The following is a 15783-nucleotide window of genomic DNA, read 5'->3' on the forward strand; positions in this document are numbered from 1 at the left end:
GGGGCGCACGCGTCGCCGTTCAAATGTACCGTCAATAAAAAACCGCCCGGGATTGCTCCGTGGGCGGTTTTTATCAAGCGCGGTTTGCCTGGTAGACGGCAAACCCTTTTGCTTGTCGTATTACTGCTGTTGCTGTTGCTGCTGTGCTGCACCGGCTTCTTCAGCGGCGACAGCTTTCATCGACAGCTTCAGGCGCCCGCGGTCATCGGTTTCGAGGACCTTGACGCGAACCTGCTGACCTTCCTTCAGGTAATCAGCAACGGCGTTCACACGTTCATTGGCGATCTGGCTGATGTGCAACAGACCGTCCTTGCCCGGCATGACCTGAACGATCGCACCGAAGTCGAGGAGTTTGAGCACGACACCGTCGTAGCTCTTGCCCACTTCGACTGACGCGGTCAGTTCTTCAATGCGGCGCTTGGCTTCCTGCCCCGCAGCGGCGTCAACGGAAGCGATGGTGACCACGCCTTCATCGCTGATGTCGATCTGGGTACCGGTTTCTTCAGTCAGTGCACGGATTACCGCTCCACCCTTGCCGATCACGTCACGGATTTTTTCCGGATTGATCTTGATGGTGATGAGACGCGGCGCAAAATCGGAAAGCTCTACTTTGCCGTTCGGCATGGCTTCCTGCATCTTTGCGAGGATATGCATACGGCCTTCTTTCGCCTGTGCGAGAGCGACTTGCATGATTTCCTTGGTGATCCCCTGGATCTTGATGTCCATCTGCAGTGCGGTAATGCCATTGGCAGTACCGGCAACCTTGAAGTCCATGTCGCCGAGGTGATCTTCGTCGCCCAGAATGTCGGTCAGAACCGCAAACTTGCTGCCATCCTTGATCAGGCCCATTGCGATGCCGGCGACATGCGCCTTCATCGGCACGCCGGCATCCATCAGCGCGAGACAGCCACCGCACACCGAGGCCATCGATGACGAACCATTCGACTCGGTGATTTCGGACACCAGGCGAACCGAATAGCTGAACTCTTCTGGCGACGGCAGCGCTGCTTGCAGGGCGCGCTTGGCCAAACGACCGTGGCCGATTTCGCGGCGCTTCGGTGTACCTACGCGGCCGGTTTCGCCGGTGGCGAACGGAGGCATGTTGTAGTGAAGCATGAAGCGGTCGGAGTATTCACCCATCAGGGCGTCGATCTTTTGTTCGTCACGTGCAGTACCGAGGGTGGCGACGACCAGTGCCTGGGTTTCGCCACGGGTGAACAGTGCGGAGCCGTGTGTACGCGGCAACACGCTGTTACGGATCGAAATCGGGCGCACGGTGCGCGTATCACGACCGTCGATACGTGGTTCGCCTTCAAGAATCTGCGAACGAACGATCCTGGCTTCCAGATCGAACATCACGCTGCCGACTTCGGCGGCATCCGGCGGGTTCATGCCAGCTTCGGCAGCCTGGGCTGCCAGCGCGGCGTTGACTTCCGCTGAAACAGTATTCAGCTTGGCAGTACGCGCCTGCTTGTCCTTGATCTGGTATGCCTCGCGCAGCTTGCCTTCGGCCAACTCGGTGACGCGGGAAATCAGCGCTTCATTCTTTGCAGCCGGAGCCCACTGGACTTCCGGCTTGCCGCCGTCGCGCACCAGTTCATGGATGGCGTCGATGACCGCCTTCATTTGCTCATGGCCGAATACGACTGCGCCGAGCATGATTTCTTCAGACAACTGGTTGGCTTCGGATTCCACCATCAACACTGCCTGCTCGGTACCGGCAACCACCAGATCCATTTGCGACTGCGGCAATTGCGTTGCGGTCGGATTGAGAACGTACTGGCCATCGATATAGCCGACGCGAGCAGCACCCAGCGGACCACTGAAAGGAATACCGGCAACGCTGATCGCAGCGGAAGCACCGATCATTGCGGGAATGTCTGGATCGATTTCCGGGTTGACGGACAGGACGTGGATGATGACCTGAACTTCATTCAGGTAGCCTTCGGGGAACAGCGGACGAATCGGACGATCGATCAGGCGGGATGTCAGCGTCTCCTTTTCGGATGGACGGCCTTCGCGCTTGAAGAAGCCACCGGGAATACGGCCCGCGGCATAGCTCTTCTCGACGTAGTCAACGGTCAGGGGAAAGAAGTCCTGGCCTGGCTTGGCATCCTTGCGGGCAACGACGGTTGCGAGCACGACGGTATCTTCGATCGATACCACGACGGCGCCGGACGCCTGACGGGCGATTTCACCTGTTTCTAGCGTAACGGTATGCTGCCCGTACTGGAAGGTCTTGGTAACTTTGTTGAACACGGTGTTTCCTTTCTATTTTTGCCGACAGATTTTCAGGCGCTGTCGTTCGCCTCACCACAGATAGCCTGCCACGCATGGCCAGCCATCTTTCATTTTCGTACGCTTTGATTCAAACGCTGACTGAAACTGAATTCAACGACACACACGACAAACTCTACAAATCGCCAAATGACAAAATGCCCGCATCAGGAAACTGACGCAGGCATTTCTTCTATAAATCTGGCGAGTGCCGCAACAGATTACTTACGCAGACCGAGCTTCTCGATGAGGGCGCGATAACGGGTTGCATCTTTGCCCTTCAGGTAGGAGAGCAGGCTCTTGCGGCGGTTAACCATCATGATCAGGCCACGGCGGGAGTGGTGATCCTTTGCGTGTGCCTTGAAGTGGCCGTTGAGCTCGTTGATACGGGCGGTCAGGAGTGCAACCTGCACTTCCGGTGAGCCGGTATCATTGGTACCGCGAGCGTTGTCCGCAATGATTGCGGCCTTGTTGATATTTTCTACTGACATGACTTACCTTTCACATGCGGTGTACGGAGTCGCAACCCACAACACACCGTGAACAATTAACAAAAAAATTTGGTCAAACGACCAAGACGCGCAGTATATAGGAATTGGCCCGTTTATTCAAATACTTAGGCATTTCGGGGCACAGCGAATACTCCGCTCCCGGCGAAGGAATAAAAATGAAAAAATCCGGATATCTCTCTGTTCTTGCCATTTTGTTCATGCTTGGCGGCTGTGCAGCCATCATGCCGGCCCCGGTCAATGTCGGTGACAGCGCTGCTGACGTGATAGCCAAACGCGGGGAACCAACGCATCGCATCAAGGACATCGGGGGCGGCGAAATTTTTGAATATGGCGCTGGTGCGTGGGGGCAAAAGGCGTATCTGGCGCGAATCGATACTGCCGGGCGCGTTATGTCCTTTGAACAGGTCCTGACCAATGAAAAATTCGCCTCGATCAAGGTGGACGAAGCAACCAAGGATTCCGTGCTGCGGACCATCGGCTATCCGATTGAAACCAGTTACCTGCCCCTTCGCGACCTTGAAGTCTGGACCTACCCTTACAAGGAAAGCAACGTCTGGAACTCCATGATGCACGTGCATTTCGACCACTCCGGCGTGGTCAGGCAAATGATGAATGGTCCTGATCCACGATTTGATCCCGACCTGCGTTTTCCATTCGCACGCGGCCTGCGCTAAAAGAAAAAAGCGCCTCGCTGAGGCGCTTGTTTGTTGAGCTATCTATCGGTTGAGAAAACGGTGCAAACTGTTCACAACTGCGGATTGACGCGCTCCGCCTTGGATTGCAGCTTGTTCAATGCCGACAGGTAAGCTTTTGCCGAGGCCACAACGATGTCCGGATCGGCGCCGACGCCGTTGACGATACGCCCTGACTTCGACAGACGCATTGTCACTTCGCCTTGCGACTCGGTACCGGTGGTAATGGCATTCACCGAGAACAGCAGCAACTCGGCACCGCTCCTGGCCTCCGATTCGATCGCATGCACAGTCGCATCGACCGGACCATTTCCCTGGCCGGCGCAGGTCAGTTCCTTACCGTCCATGGTAAATACCACTTTGGCTGTCGGCCGCTCGCCGGTTTCAGAATGCTGTGCCAGCGAGACAAAGCGGTAGAATTCTTTATCATGTGAGTGCTGCTCATCGGCCACAACGGCAATGATGTCCTCATCAAAGATTTCGGCCTTGCGATCAGCAAGTTCCTTGAAGCGTGCGAAGGCCGCATTCACCTCGGTTTCTGACTCCAGTTCGATCCCGAGCTCCTCAAGGCGTTGCTTGAAAGCATTGCGGCCGGAGAGCTTGCCGAGGACGATTTTATTGGCGGTCCAGCCCACGTCTTCCGCACGCATGATTTCATAGGTGTCGCGTGCCTTGAGCACACCGTCCTGGTGAATACCAGACGCATGGGCAAAGGCATTTGCGCCCACCACCGCCTTATTCGGCTGAACGGCGAATCCGGTGATCTGCGACACCAGCTTGGATGCCGGGACGATTTGCGCGGCGTCGATCGACAGGTCGAGATTAAAATGGTCCTTGCGGGTACGCACCGCCATGACGATTTCTTCGAGTGCGGTATTGCCAGCACGTTCGCCCAAGCCGTTGATGGTGCACTCGACCTGACGCGCGCCGCCGATCATTACGCCGGCCAGCGAATTTGCCACGGCCATGCCCAGATCGTTATGGCAATGGACCGACCAGATTGCCTTGTCCGAATTGGGGATGCGTTCGCGCAGGGTCTTGATCATATTGCCGTACAGCTCGGGGACACCGTAACCGACAGTATCCGCAAAGTTGATGGTACTGGCACCTTCGGCGATAACGGCTTCAATCACGCGGCACAGGAAATCCATATCCGAACGGCTGCCGTCTTCCGGGCTGAACTCCACATCGTCGGTGAACTGGCGCGCAAAGCGAACCGCCTGTTTAGCCTGCTCAAACACCTGGTCGGGCGTCATCCGCAGCTTCTTTTCCATATGCAGCGGCGAGGTCGCAATGAAGGTATGGATGCGCTTGCGCTCGGCACCGGCAAGGGCTTCCGCCGCGCGGGAAATATCGCGGTCGTTCGCACGGGAGAGCGAGCAGACTGTGGATTCCTTGATAATGCCGGCGATGGCCTTGATCGATTCGAAATCGCCAGGTGACGCCGCTGCGAATCCGGCTTCAATGACGTCGACACGCAGTCGTTCCAGCTGCTTCGCAATCCGGATTTTTTCATCCTTGGTCATCGAGGCGCCAGGCGACTGTTCGCCGTCTCGCAAGGTGGTATCGAAAATAATCAGTTTGTCGGCCATGCTGCACTCCTGTCAGGAAAATTCGGAAATCGGATCGTCGTCAATGGGTTTTCGCCTGCCCTTGCCGTGAATGGCAGGAGCCAGAAACTACGCGAATTGTGGGGGTATGGGATTTAGCGCGCGTTAACGCACTAGTAGCAGCAGGCCTAGCAGGAGGCCGCCGAAAAAAGCGGATGCGGAAATGTGGATTTCGCGGAACATGCGAAAAACTATAAGCGGATTCATGGAAAAGTGCAATGCTTTGATGTATCCATGGCCCAAGGGTATTTCGTGGCATCGTTGAAAACGAAGGCGCCGGCATGGCCGGCGCCTTGCATCTTGACTATCTATCCATCAATCCTTGTGGTCCATTACGTCATGCTCACTGGTATCCACAATGCTGACCGGCTTCCCCTTGAACAGCCGCCAGAAATAAATCACATAGCCGGAAAGCCCGTACAGTACGAACATGCCGAACAGGACCTTCGGCGGATCACTGGATATCAGTACAAATATCAGGACGATGACAAAGATGGCAATAAACGGTACCGACTTGCGAAAATTGATTTCTTTGAAACTATAGAACGGGACGTTAGTCACCATCGTCAGTCCGGCATACAAGGTAATCGTCCAGGCGAACCAGGTCAGGTCAGTGCCGACGAAGCGCAGGTCATCCATCAGCCAGATAAACCCAGTCACCAACGCTGCGGCGGCCGGGCTAGGCAAACCCTGGAAATACCGTTTATCAACAACAGTAATATTGGTATTGAAGCGTGCAAGACGCAGTGCCGCCCCCGCACAATACACAAATGCAGCCAGCCAGCCGAGTTTACCCATGCCGCGCAGCGACCATTCATACACGATCAGCGCCGGTGCCGCGCCGAACGACAACATATCCGACAGACTGTCATATTGCGCGCCGAATTCGCTCTGGGTGTTCGTAAGCCGGGCTACGCGTCCGTCCACGCTATCAAGAAGCATGGCAGCAAAGATGGCGACCGAAGCCTGATCGAACTTCAGGTTCATGGCCATGACAATGGCAAAGAAGCCGCAGAACAGATTGGCTGTCGTGAATGCATTGGGTAACAGGTAGATACCGCGACGACGCGGCGCCTGTGTGACGGCAAGATTGTCATCGTCGACGCCGTCACGCTGCGCAGCATGAATGGAAGCCCGCCTGCCAAAACGCGACGCCTTGGGGAATAACCCGGCGCTGCTTTTCGCCTTGCGACGATTGAAGGTTGCCATGCTGATTCCGTCTAAATAAAAGTAGAAATAATTAAGCTAATTGTTGACCGGCACCGCCTTGCGATGAGGTTTCCATTTCGCCATGAACCGCCGCGCGTTTTTGATGCATTCTGTCAATGAAAATTCAAAGCGTGGCTATTCTAGACGACTGGGCATTAAATGTAACCTGCAAAATAAGTGTGCATCCTCATCGTGAAGCTAATCGTATAGGCGTATGAGGGATATCACTATCCTCGACATGGAAATCGATGTTTATCGAAAACGCACTTTGCCAACCACGCGCATGTTGAGTGTCGTTTCACCCGGCTCAAAGCTCGGCTCTTCCACTGGGGCAGCCTCCATGGCGGAAGCACGCATATTTTTCGCCATCATCGCATCCTGCGGGGCATAAGCACCCGATGCCTCAAAATCTACCGTCTCCATCATTGCATCGGCGACGTTGCGCCCCATGGCCTTGGCAACCGCAGCAACCCGCTCAGTCAGGTTCTGATATGCGGCGGCGATACGTTGCTCTTCAAGCTTCCGATTGCTTCCCGGTGACAGACCAAAGGAAAGGCCATTCAACGCAAGCAACTTTTGTGCAGCCGCGACCGTCTTCGGCAATCCCGCCAGATTCATTGTCGTCACATCAAGGTATTGGCCGACACGCCAGCCGACTGGCTGCCGTGCCTTGCTGGTCGTTCGCGGCTGTGCCTCGTCGGCATACACCGGGTAAGTGTAATAACCACGTGTTTTCAACTGTGCCTGAGGGTCTTCCTTGCGCACGATTTCCGTACCCTGCTTCATTTTTTGGTTGACGCGGGAAGCAGCGGCCGACTTGTCCTTGTCTTGCTCCTCGATCATGAATGTCGCACGCGCCTCATCGTTTGGATAACGCACTTCGCCATAGGCGGGAATAATGACCAACGTCCCTGTCATCTGTGCAGGGGCTTGGGGAGATACCGGGGTGGATGGCGTAGCATGCTGCGCATAGGCACTATTCAGGCTGGCTGAAAGCAGGCAAATCAGAAAACCAATCTGGGCACGTCGCATAAACACCTCCAAAAAAATGGGGCCGCACATTGCGGCCCCATGCATTTTACGCAATCACAGCGAACTGAATGTTTGCTGGATGGTAATGATTATCTGACGCTGTTACAAGAACGTGAGCGTCGACCTGGCTTTCTTAGTTCTTGGACTGGTCGACCAGTTTGTTCTTTTTGATCCAGGGCATCATTGCGCGCAGCTTTTCACCAACCTGCTCGATCTGGTGCTCGGAATTCAGACGGCGGCGGGAAATCAGCGTCGGTGCGCCAGCCTTGTTTTCAAGGATGAAGCTCTTTGCGTATTCGCCGGTCTGGATGTCCTTCAGGCACTGACGCATGGCGTTCTTGGTGTCCTCGGTGACGACACGCGGACCGGTCACATACTCGCCGTACTCCGCGTTGTTGGAGATCGAGTAATTCATGTTGGCGATACCGCCTTCATAGATCAGGTCGACGATCAGCTTGAGTTCGTGCAGGCACTCGAAGTAAGCCATTTCCGGCGCATAGCCGGCTTCAACGAGGGTCTCGAAACCAGCCTTGATCAGTTCAACGGCACCGCCGCACAGCACAGCCTGCTCGCCGAAGAGGTCGGTCTCGGTCTCTTCACGGAAGTTGGTTTCGATGATGCCGGCACGGCCGCCGCCATTGGCCATTGCGTACGACAGAGCGACGTCACGGGCGCTGCCGGACTGGTCCTGGTATACGGCGATCAGGTGCGGCACGCCGCCGCCCTGGGTGTAGGTGCCACGAACAGTGTGACCCGGGGCTTTCGGTGCAATCATGATGACGTCGAGGTCGGCACGCGGCACAACCTGGCCGTAATGCACGTTGAAGCCGTGAGCGAATGCGAGCACAGCGCCCTGCTTTGCGTTCGGTGCGACGTTTTCGTTATAAACCTGGGCAATGTTCTCATCCGGCAGCAGGATCATGATGACGTCGGCAACCTTGACCGCCTCGTTGACTTCCATCACGTTCAAGCCGGCGTTCTTTGCTTTTTCCCACGAAGCACCACCCTTGCGCAGTGCAACGGTGACCTTGCAGCCGGAATCGTTCAGGTTCTGCGCGTGTGCGTGACCCTGGGAGCCGTAACCGATGATCGTAACGTTCTTGCCTTTGATGAGGGACAGGTCGCAGTCTTTATCGTAGAAAACTTTCATGTATCTTCCTAACAGGTAATGATGGTGTTATTGGTTGCAGTATCAGACTTTGAGAATGCGCTCGCCGCGGCCGATGCCCGAGCCGCCGGTACGGACGGTTTCGAGGATGGCGGTACGGTCGATCGATTCAATGAAGGCATCGAGCTTTGATTTGTTACCCGTCAGTTCGATGGTGTAAGTCTTCTCGGTGACATCGATGATGCGGCCGCGGAAGATATCCGCAGTACGCTTCATTTCTTCGCGCTCCTTGCCGACGGCACGGACCTTGATGAGCATGAGTTCACGCTCGATATGTGCGCCTTCCGTCAGGTCGACCACCTTGATCACTTCAATCAGGCGGTTCAGGTGCTTGGTGATCTGTTCGATCACGTCGTCCGAACCGCTGGTGACAATGGTCATGCGCGACAAGGTCGCATCTTCGGTCGGTGCAACGGTCAGGGTTTCGATGTTGTATCCGCGGGCCGAAAACAGGCCCACCACGCGCGACAGGGCGCCCGCTTCATTCTCGAGCAGTACAGAAATGATGTGACGCATTACAGATCCTCCGAACCCAGAAGCATTTCAGTCAAGCCCTTGCCGGCTTTCACCATCGGCCAGACGTTTTCTGTTTGATCCGTAATGAAGTTCATGAACACCAACCGGTCTTTCATGCCGAATGCCTCTTTCAGCGCACCTTCGACATCGCCCGGGTTTTCGATTTTCATGCCGACGTGGCCGAAAGATTCCGCAAGCTTGTTGAAGTCCGGCAGGGAATCCATGTACGACTCGGAATAACGCGAGCCGTAATCGATCTGCTGCCACTGGCGCACCATGCCGAGGAAGCGGTTGTTCAACAGGATGATCTTTGGCGTCAGGTGATACTGCTTGCAGGTCGCCAGTTCCTGGATGCACATCTGGATCGATGCTTCACCAGTGACACAGGCCACTGTCGAATCCGGGTTGGCCATCTGCACGCCCATTGCGTATGGCAGGCCGACACCCATGGTGCCCAGGCCGCCGGAATTGATCCAGCGACGCGGCTTGTCGAAGTTGTAGTACTGCGCTGCCCACATCTGGTGCTGACCAACGTCAGAAGTAATAAAGGCATCGCCCTTGGTCACTTCCCACAGCTTCTGCACCACGGCCTGCGGCTTGATCACGGTATCGGAAGTCTCAAACTTCAGGCACTCGCGGCCGCGCCATTCATTGATCTGGCGCCACCAGGCAGAGAGTGCATTCGCATTCGGCCTGGTTTCGGCAGCATCAAGTTGCGACAGCAATTCGACCAGCACGTCCTTGACGTTGCCGACGATGGGGATATCTACCTTGACGCGCTTGGAAATCGACGACGGGTCGATGTCGATGTGAATGATCTTGCGCGGATGCGATGCGAAATGTTTCGGGTTGCCGATCACACGGTCATCGAAGCGCGCGCCGATGGCGATCAGCACGTCGCAGTGCTGCATGGCCATGTTGGCTTCATAAGTGCCGTGCATACCCGGCATGCCGACGAACTTGTCGCTCGACGCCCTGTAGCCGCCCAGACCCATCAAGGTGTTGGTGCAGGGATAGCCAAGCTTGTCGACCAGCTTGTTGAGTTCGCCGGAAGCGTGCGCAAGAATCACGCCGCCGCCGGTGTAGATCATCGGGCGCTCGGCGTTCAGCAGCAGCTGCACAGCCTTGCGGATCTGGCCCGCGTGTCCCTTGTCGACCGGCTTGTAAGAACGCATTTCGAGTTCCTTCGGATACTCGAATGCAGCCTTATGCATGCTGATGTCTTTGGGAATATCGACCAGCACCGGGCCGGGACGGCCGGTAGTGGCGATATAGAATGCTTTCTTCATCGTCGAGGCGAGGTCCTTGACATCCTTGACGAGAAAGTTGTGCTTGACGCACGGACGGGTAATGCCGACCGTGTCGCATTCCTGGAATGCATCCTGGCCGATGGCGCTGGACGGCACCTGACCGGAAATGATCACCATCGGGATCGAATCCATGTAGGCCGTGGCCAGACCGGTCACCGCATTGGTGACACCCGGGCCGGACGTAACGATGGCGACGCCGACCTTTTGCGAACTGCGCGAATAGGCGTCAGCCGCGTGGATCGCCGCCTGCTCGTGGCGTACCAGGATATGCTGGAATTTGTCTTGATTGAAGATTGCGTCGTAGATGTAGAGGACTGCGCCGCCCGGATAACCGAATACGTGCTCAACACCCTCTTCTGCGAGGCAGCGGACGACGATCTCCGCGCCGGTGATTTCATTGCTACTCATTGCCTGGTTCCTTTCAAGGTCCATTGGAGATTGATCGGATGCTCTTTCCTTGCGAAGTCGCATGGGATGACAGGGCCGGGGCTTCCCTTCTTTGTGCGGTCACGCCACCTCGTTGCGCATCCGTAGATGCGATTCAAAATGACGCTTAACGCGACTCGTTCAGCCGGGGTATCTGAAATACCGTTACGAATTTCTCACGCTTGTGGCGTGGGTTAGAGCAAACAGCTTTTTAGGTAAAGCGCGTCTTGCCGTAAAGCGGCATCATGCGCCGCGGGACAAGACAATTCCTTCAAGGTGAGAAGGGAGTGATACGTTAATAGCTCACACCCTTTTGGTCAAGCTAAATTCCGGCAAACCCGTTAGAAATCAAGCGGTTTCCGCAAAAACTATGCACAATACGGGTCTTTTTTGCTAGCATGCGCACTGTTTTACGGGTAGCCCGCCTGTAAAGCAACCCACCTATTTCAACGCGCCCTCCGCGGCCGCACAGCTTCCAGACATATGGAGTCCGCCACATCGAATGGCAACCGACAAAGAACTCTCCGACTTCCTCGAAAACGTGGAACGCCGGGCCTTCAAACAAGCCGTGTACGCGGTCAGGAAGGATGAGTCGGCGCTGGATATTGTCCAAGATGCAATGATCAAGCTGGCCGAGAAGTATGGCGACAAGCCGGTAGCCGAATTACCGCTGCTTTTCCAGCGCATCCTCCAGAACACTATCCACGACTACTTCCGGCGCGAGAAGGTACGCAGCACCTGGGTCAGCCTGTTTTCCTCGCTAGGGAGCGATAGCGAGGATGCCGACAACTATGACGTTCTGGAAACCTATGAGGCCGAAGAAGGTTCGCAAGCCGCCGAATCCAGCGCCGACAAGGTCGAGCGAGATCAGGTGCTGGCAATTATCGAACAAGAAATACAGAAGCTGCCGGGGCGTCAACGGGAAGCTTTCCTGATGCGTTATTGGCAGGATATGGATGTAGCCGAGACCGCCGCCGCAATGGGGTGCTCGGAAGGCAGCGTCAAAACGCACTGTTCTCGTGCGACGCATACGCTGGCCCAGGCGTTGCGAGCCAAAGGAATCACCTTATGAATACCAGAGAAATCAATTTCGCGTACAAGGTACGCCACGCACTGAACGAGAACCTTGACAATCTGCCATCGTCGACGACCGACCGGCTTGCCAGTGCGCGCAAGTTGGCACTGTCCCGCAAGAAGAATGCCGTCGCCCCGTTGCGCGCCTTCATCCCCCAAGCGATCCTGTCCGGCCAGGCGGGAGCGGGCTTCCCAGGCAGCCGGCTTTCCTGGCTGGCACGAATGGGCGTCGCCGTGCCGCTGGTAGTGCTGGTTGTTGGCCTGACCGGCATGTATCAATATGAGCAAAAGCGCCGCATTGCCGATACAGCGGAAATCGACGCTGAAGTGCTGTCGGATGAACTTCCCTTATCAGCCTATCTCGATCATGGATTCAATGCGTTCCTCGCGAAGCGAGGCGATTGAGATGACCGGTAAGACATCGTCTCACGCTGCCCGCACCTTGCGGGCAGCGGTCATTTCAGTGGCTGCAGTTGCGGCAACGGCGCTCGGCGCAATCGCAGCGCCCACCGACACGCTGAAGGAAGCCGCTGCCCCTGGTCCTGTGCAAGCGACGACTGCGCACGGAGTGGACGGCGCGCAGATATCCCCACCCACAAAATCTCAGGTTGCCATCAAGCCGCTGTGGGCAGAGCTCAACCCTGCGCAACAACAGGCTCTCGCGCCCCTGGCTGGTGAATGGGACAAGATGGACGGCTTTCGCAAGAAAAAGTGGCTTGCCATCGGCAATAAATACGCTTCCATGAAGCCGGATGAACAGCAGCGCGTACAGGAACGCATGCGCGACTGGGTCAAGTTGACCCCCGAGCAGCGACGCATCGCGCGTGAAAGCTATGCTCGTGCCAAGAAACTTGGACCGGACAAGAAGAGCGAGGAGTGGGAGCGTTATCAGCAGTTGCCGGATGAGCAGAAAAAGAAGCTTGCTGAAGCTGCTGCTTCAAGGAAGAAAGTGACTACCCTGCCCTCACCCAGCGCCCAGAGTGCAACAAGTAAAACCATTCCTCCGATCAAATCGGCGCACAAGCCCGTGCTGGAACAATCCGTGACGCCTCAGGCGACCACGCAATCCGCGATTCCGGCCGCTACTCAACCCTCCAAATAAGTACAAAGTTGAACACTACCGCAATACCGTCACTGAGGCGCCGGCTCGCCAGCATGTTGTATGAATCCATGCTGCTGTTCGGTGTCGTCTTCGTTTCCGAATGGCTCTTTTCCACCATGCTTGAGCAACGGCACGCACTCTATCTGCGCAACATATCGCAGGTTTGGCTGTTCCTGGTGATCGGCGTGTATTTCGTCTGGTTCTGGACGCACGGCGGCCAGACGCTGGCCATGAAAACCTGGCGTATTAAACTGGTCACGGCCGACGGCAATGCAATCGGCTTCAAGCGTGCTGTGGGACGCCACCTTCTGGCATGGATGTGGATATTGCCGGGATTTGCTGCAGCATGGGCTACCGGCGCCAAAGGCTGGATGCTGATTCTGATCCCGGCTGCCAATGTTCTCTTGTGGACCCTAACGGTCTTGCTTGATCCGAACCGCCAGTTTTTGCATGACCGCATCGCAGGTACACGCGTAATCGGCGTGTCCGATCAAGCGGTGAAATCCAAGGCTGCAGCTTAGGTCGGACTCGACCTTGTACCGCAAGAAAACTCCTTTGGGGGCATGAAGCTTCAATCTAGAGTCTGGCCTCTAGATTGTCTAAAAAACTCGTGCTTTCATTGGAGTACACTCGATCAAACCCATTTCCGATCGAGACATGGCAGGCACTTTTCCTCATCCATCCCGTCGCAGCTTCCTCAAGACCGGCCTGATCGGCACACTGGCGCTCGCGACCGCCGGCGGCATTTACCGCGCATTGCAGCCATCTGCCCCACCGGCGCGTTTCACTCTGGATGAAAAAGCGCGATCCGCGCTGACGGCTATTGCACCGGTCATGGTCGGCAACATCGACGCTGCCCCTGCGGAAAGAGATCGTGCCGTTTCCCTGGTGGGAGATGCCATTGCCGGCTTGCCACTCACCACGCAAAAAGAAATTCAGGATTTGTTTGCATTGCTGACCCTCGGCCCCACGCGCCGCTTTCTCGCCGGCGTGCCGGATGAATGGGAGAAAGCACGTCCCGAAGACGTGACAGCCTTTCTGCAAAGCTGGCGTCACAGCCGCATCGGCTTACTGCAGACCGCTTACCACGCATTACACGACCTGATCATCGGGCCCTGGTATGCCGACGCGTCCAACTGGGCATCGATCGGTTATCCAGGCCCATTGAAAGAGTTGCGCTGAATTGTTTGAATCGCGTCCGGGGCCTGCATGACATCAAATGTTTCCTCACCTGTTATTCCCGATCCGATCCAGGCAGGACTTGCCGCCGGCTGGAACGTGATCGATGCCTCGACACTGACAGCTGATCGCACGTTCGACGCGGATGTTGCGATCGTCGGCACGGGTGCAGGCGGCGGCGTGACGGCTGAAATTCTCACGCTTGCCGGGCTCAAGGTGGTGCTGATTGAAGAAGGTCCGCTCAAATCGTCGCGCGACTTCAAAATGCGTGAAGCCGATGCGTATCCAACGCTGTACCAGGAATCCGCCGCACGCAAGACAAAAGACAAAGCGATCAATATCCTGCAGGGACGCAGCGTGGGCGGTTCGACGACGGTTAACTGGACGTCGAGTTTTCGAACACCGCCGGCCACGCTCGCCTATTGGCAAAAAACATTCGGCTTGCACGCGTATTCCGCGGAGGCACTGGCGCCTTGGTTTGCAATGATGGAACGCCGCCTTCACATTGGTACGTGGACGGCGCCGCCAAATGAAAACAATGATTTGCTCCGCCGAGGCGCGGTGCAACTCGGCATTCCTGTCGGCGCTATCCTGCGCAACGTCAAAGGCTGCTGGAACCTCGGTTACTGTGGCATGGGCTGTCCGACCAATGCCAAGCAGTCGATGCTGGTCACGACGATTCCCTCCGCACTGTCACACGGTGCAACCTTGTTGGCCCGTACGCGTGCGGATAGACTTCAGTTCAGCGGCGATAAGGTCAGCGGCTTGTCCTGCGTGGCAATGGACGCGAGCGGTCTGGCGGCCACCGGGCGAACCATTCAGGTCCGCGCCAAACACTATGTGGTTGCCGGGGGTGCCATCAATTCGCCGGCACTGCTGATGCGCTCAAAAGCGCCTGACCCGAACGGATTGCTGGGTAAGCGCACGTTCCTGCATCCCACGCTTATCTCAGCCGCATTGCACGATCACCAGGTCGACGGCTTTGCCGGCGCACCGCAGACCATTTACTCTGACCACTTTCTGGAGACGCAGCCGATCGATGGACCGATAGGCTACAAGCTTGAAGCACCACCGCTCCACCCGTTATTGTTTGCGTCCACAATGAGCGGGTTTGGGAAACAACATGCTGCCATGATGAAAGAGTTTGCCCGCACGCATGCCTTGCTGGCCCTGTTGCGCGATGGCTTCCATACGGATTCCCCTGGAGGCTCCATCGCATTGCGTAACGACGGTTCGCCTGTACTGGATTATCCGATCTCGGATTTTGTCTGGGATGGCGTCCGGCGAGCCATGCTGAGCATGGCAGAGATACAGTTTGCGGCCGGGGCCAGAACCGTCTACCCGGTCCACGAGCAAGCGGAAGGCTATTCGAGCTGGAGCAGCGCTCGCAAGGCGATTCAAGACCTGGCCTATACGCCGCTGAAAACGCGTGTCGCATCGGCGCACGTCATGGGTGGCTGCATCATGTCCGACGACCGCAAGCTGGGGATTGTCTCCTCAGAGGGTCGCTATCACAATGTCGCCAACCTGTCGGTTCACGACGGATCCTTGTTCCCCACATCGATTGGCGCAAATCCCCAGTTGTCGATCTACGGAATCACCGCTAAGCTGGCAAGCGGACTGGCTACCGAACTGACAGGAAAGCCGGCATCGCCGTTGCCTACACTCTGACGCAT

General features: G+C 56.4%; 15 protein-coding genes. 7 read left to right on the top strand and 8 right to left on the bottom strand.

The window, feature by feature from the left end; all coding sequences use genetic code 11:
- Window positions 1-120: 120 nt before the first annotated feature.
- Entirely contained in the window at window positions 121-2259 is a 2139-nt protein-coding gene (pnp, locus tag ASE07_RS15005) for a polyribonucleotide nucleotidyltransferase (RefSeq protein ID WP_057291637.1), read from the bottom strand.
- A 239-nt stretch (window positions 2260-2498) separates the two neighbouring features.
- Complete coding sequence (gene rpsO / locus ASE07_RS15010) at window positions 2499-2768, bottom strand: 30S ribosomal protein S15 (protein ID WP_057291638.1); 270 nt, start codon at window positions 2766-2768, stop codon at window positions 2499-2501.
- Between the two features lie 176 nt (window positions 2769-2944).
- Here rpsO and ASE07_RS15015 point away from each other — a divergent pair, with 176 nt between their 5' ends.
- Window positions 2945-3463, top strand: a complete 519-nt coding sequence (locus ASE07_RS15015) for a hypothetical protein (RefSeq protein WP_057291639.1) — start codon at window positions 2945-2947, stop codon at window positions 3461-3463.
- 71 nt (window positions 3464-3534) lie between these two features.
- Here ASE07_RS15015 and ASE07_RS15020 read toward each other — a convergent pair whose 3' ends face one another.
- The 6 genes from ASE07_RS15020 to ASE07_RS15045 all read right to left on the bottom strand — a co-directional run bounded on the left by ASE07_RS15020 (window position 3535) and on the right by ASE07_RS15045 (window position 10734).
- On the bottom strand, window positions 3535-5073 hold the full coding sequence (locus ASE07_RS15020) for a 2-isopropylmalate synthase (RefSeq protein ID WP_057291640.1): 1539 nt from the start codon (window positions 5071-5073) through the stop codon (window positions 3535-3537).
- Window positions 5074-5406: 333 nt separating this feature from the next.
- Window positions 5407-6300 carry a CDP-diacylglycerol--serine O-phosphatidyltransferase gene (gene pssA / locus ASE07_RS15025; protein ID WP_057291641.1) on the bottom strand — a complete coding sequence of 298 codons (894 nt, stop codon included), beginning with the start codon at window positions 6298-6300 and terminating at the stop codon, window positions 5407-5409.
- Between the two features lie 252 nt (window positions 6301-6552).
- Window positions 6553-7332, bottom strand: coding sequence for an SIMPL domain-containing protein (locus ASE07_RS15030; protein WP_057291642.1), 780 nt, complete (start codon window positions 7330-7332; stop codon window positions 6553-6555).
- Window positions 7333-7465: 133 nt separating this feature from the next.
- Complete coding sequence (ilvC, locus tag ASE07_RS15035) at window positions 7466-8482, bottom strand: ketol-acid reductoisomerase (RefSeq protein WP_057291643.1); 1017 nt, start codon at window positions 8480-8482, stop codon at window positions 7466-7468.
- Between the two features lie 42 nt (window positions 8483-8524).
- On the bottom strand, window positions 8525-9016 hold the full coding sequence (gene ilvN / locus ASE07_RS15040) for an acetolactate synthase small subunit (RefSeq protein WP_057291644.1): 492 nt from the start codon (window positions 9014-9016) through the stop codon (window positions 8525-8527).
- Window positions 9016-10734: an acetolactate synthase 3 catalytic subunit gene (locus tag ASE07_RS15045; RefSeq protein ID WP_057291778.1), complete on the bottom strand. Its 1719-nt coding sequence runs from the start codon at window positions 10732-10734 to the stop codon at window positions 9016-9018. Before ASE07_RS15045 ends, ilvN begins: the two co-directional genes overlap by 1 nt.
- A 520-nt stretch (window positions 10735-11254) precedes the next feature.
- Here ASE07_RS15045 and ASE07_RS15050 point away from each other — a divergent pair.
- The 6 genes from ASE07_RS15050 to ASE07_RS15075 all read left to right on the top strand — a co-directional run bounded on the left by ASE07_RS15050 (window position 11255) and on the right by ASE07_RS15075 (window position 15778).
- The gene (locus tag ASE07_RS15050) at window positions 11255-11824 is read left to right on the top strand and encodes an RNA polymerase sigma factor (RefSeq protein WP_057291645.1); all 570 of its coding nucleotides are present in this window, start codon (window positions 11255-11257) and stop codon (window positions 11822-11824) included.
- Complete coding sequence (locus tag ASE07_RS15055; protein WP_057291646.1) at window positions 11821-12231, top strand: DUF3619 family protein; 411 nt, start codon at window positions 11821-11823, stop codon at window positions 12229-12231. Before ASE07_RS15050 ends, ASE07_RS15055 begins: the two co-directional genes overlap by 4 nt.
- A 1-nt stretch (window position 12232) precedes the next feature.
- Complete coding sequence (locus tag ASE07_RS15060; protein ID WP_057291647.1) at window positions 12233-12928, top strand: DUF3106 domain-containing protein; 696 nt, start codon at window positions 12233-12235, stop codon at window positions 12926-12928.
- Window positions 12929-12936: 8 nt separating this feature from the next.
- The gene (locus tag ASE07_RS15065) at window positions 12937-13449 is read left to right on the top strand and encodes an RDD family protein (RefSeq protein WP_442946076.1); all 513 of its coding nucleotides are present in this window, start codon (window positions 12937-12939) and stop codon (window positions 13447-13449) included.
- Window positions 13450-13585: 136 nt separating this feature from the next.
- On the top strand, window positions 13586-14110 hold the full coding sequence (locus ASE07_RS15070; RefSeq protein ID WP_057291649.1) for a twin-arginine translocation signal domain-containing protein: 525 nt from the start codon (window positions 13586-13588) through the stop codon (window positions 14108-14110).
- Window positions 14111-14137: 27 nt separating this feature from the next.
- Complete coding sequence (locus ASE07_RS15075; protein ID WP_057291650.1) at window positions 14138-15778, top strand: GMC family oxidoreductase; 1641 nt, start codon at window positions 14138-14140, stop codon at window positions 15776-15778.
- Window positions 15779-15783 lie beyond the last annotated feature (5 nt).

Source organism: Noviherbaspirillum sp. Root189 (genome assembly GCF_001428545.1).
Lineage (GTDB): Bacteria > Pseudomonadota > Gammaproteobacteria > Burkholderiales > Burkholderiaceae_D > Noviherbaspirillum.

Coding starts and splice junctions, on each gene's coding strand:
- ASE07_RS15060 (WP_057291647.1), top strand. CDS start 12,233: ATGACCGGTAAGACATCGTCTCACGCTGCCCGCACCTTGCGGGCAGCG.
- ilvC (WP_057291643.1), bottom strand. CDS start 8,482: ATGAAAGTTTTCTACGATAAAGACTGCGACCTGTCCCTCATCAAAGGC.
- ASE07_RS15055 (WP_057291646.1), top strand. CDS start 11,821: ATGAATACCAGAGAAATCAATTTCGCGTACAAGGTACGCCACGCACTG.
- ASE07_RS15075 (WP_057291650.1), top strand. CDS start 14,138: ATGACATCAAATGTTTCCTCACCTGTTATTCCCGATCCGATCCAGGCA.
- ASE07_RS15050 (WP_057291645.1), top strand. CDS start 11,255: ATGGCAACCGACAAAGAACTCTCCGACTTCCTCGAAAACGTGGAACGC.
- ASE07_RS15015 (WP_057291639.1), top strand. CDS start 2,945: ATGAAAAAATCCGGATATCTCTCTGTTCTTGCCATTTTGTTCATGCTT.
- rpsO (WP_057291638.1), bottom strand. CDS start 2,768: ATGTCAGTAGAAAATATCAACAAGGCCGCAATCATTGCGGACAACGCT.
- ASE07_RS15030 (WP_057291642.1), bottom strand. CDS start 7,332: ATGCGACGTGCCCAGATTGGTTTTCTGATTTGCCTGCTTTCAGCCAGC.
- ASE07_RS15070 (WP_057291649.1), top strand. CDS start 13,586: ATGGCAGGCACTTTTCCTCATCCATCCCGTCGCAGCTTCCTCAAGACC.
- ASE07_RS15020 (WP_057291640.1), bottom strand. CDS start 5,073: ATGGCCGACAAACTGATTATTTTCGATACCACCTTGCGAGACGGCGAA.
- ASE07_RS15045 (WP_057291778.1), bottom strand. CDS start 10,734: ATGAGTAGCAATGAAATCACCGGCGCGGAGATCGTCGTCCGCTGCCTC.
- pssA (WP_057291641.1), bottom strand. CDS start 6,300: ATGGCAACCTTCAATCGTCGCAAGGCGAAAAGCAGCGCCGGGTTATTC.
- ilvN (WP_057291644.1), bottom strand. CDS start 9,016: ATGCGTCACATCATTTCTGTACTGCTCGAGAATGAAGCGGGCGCCCTG.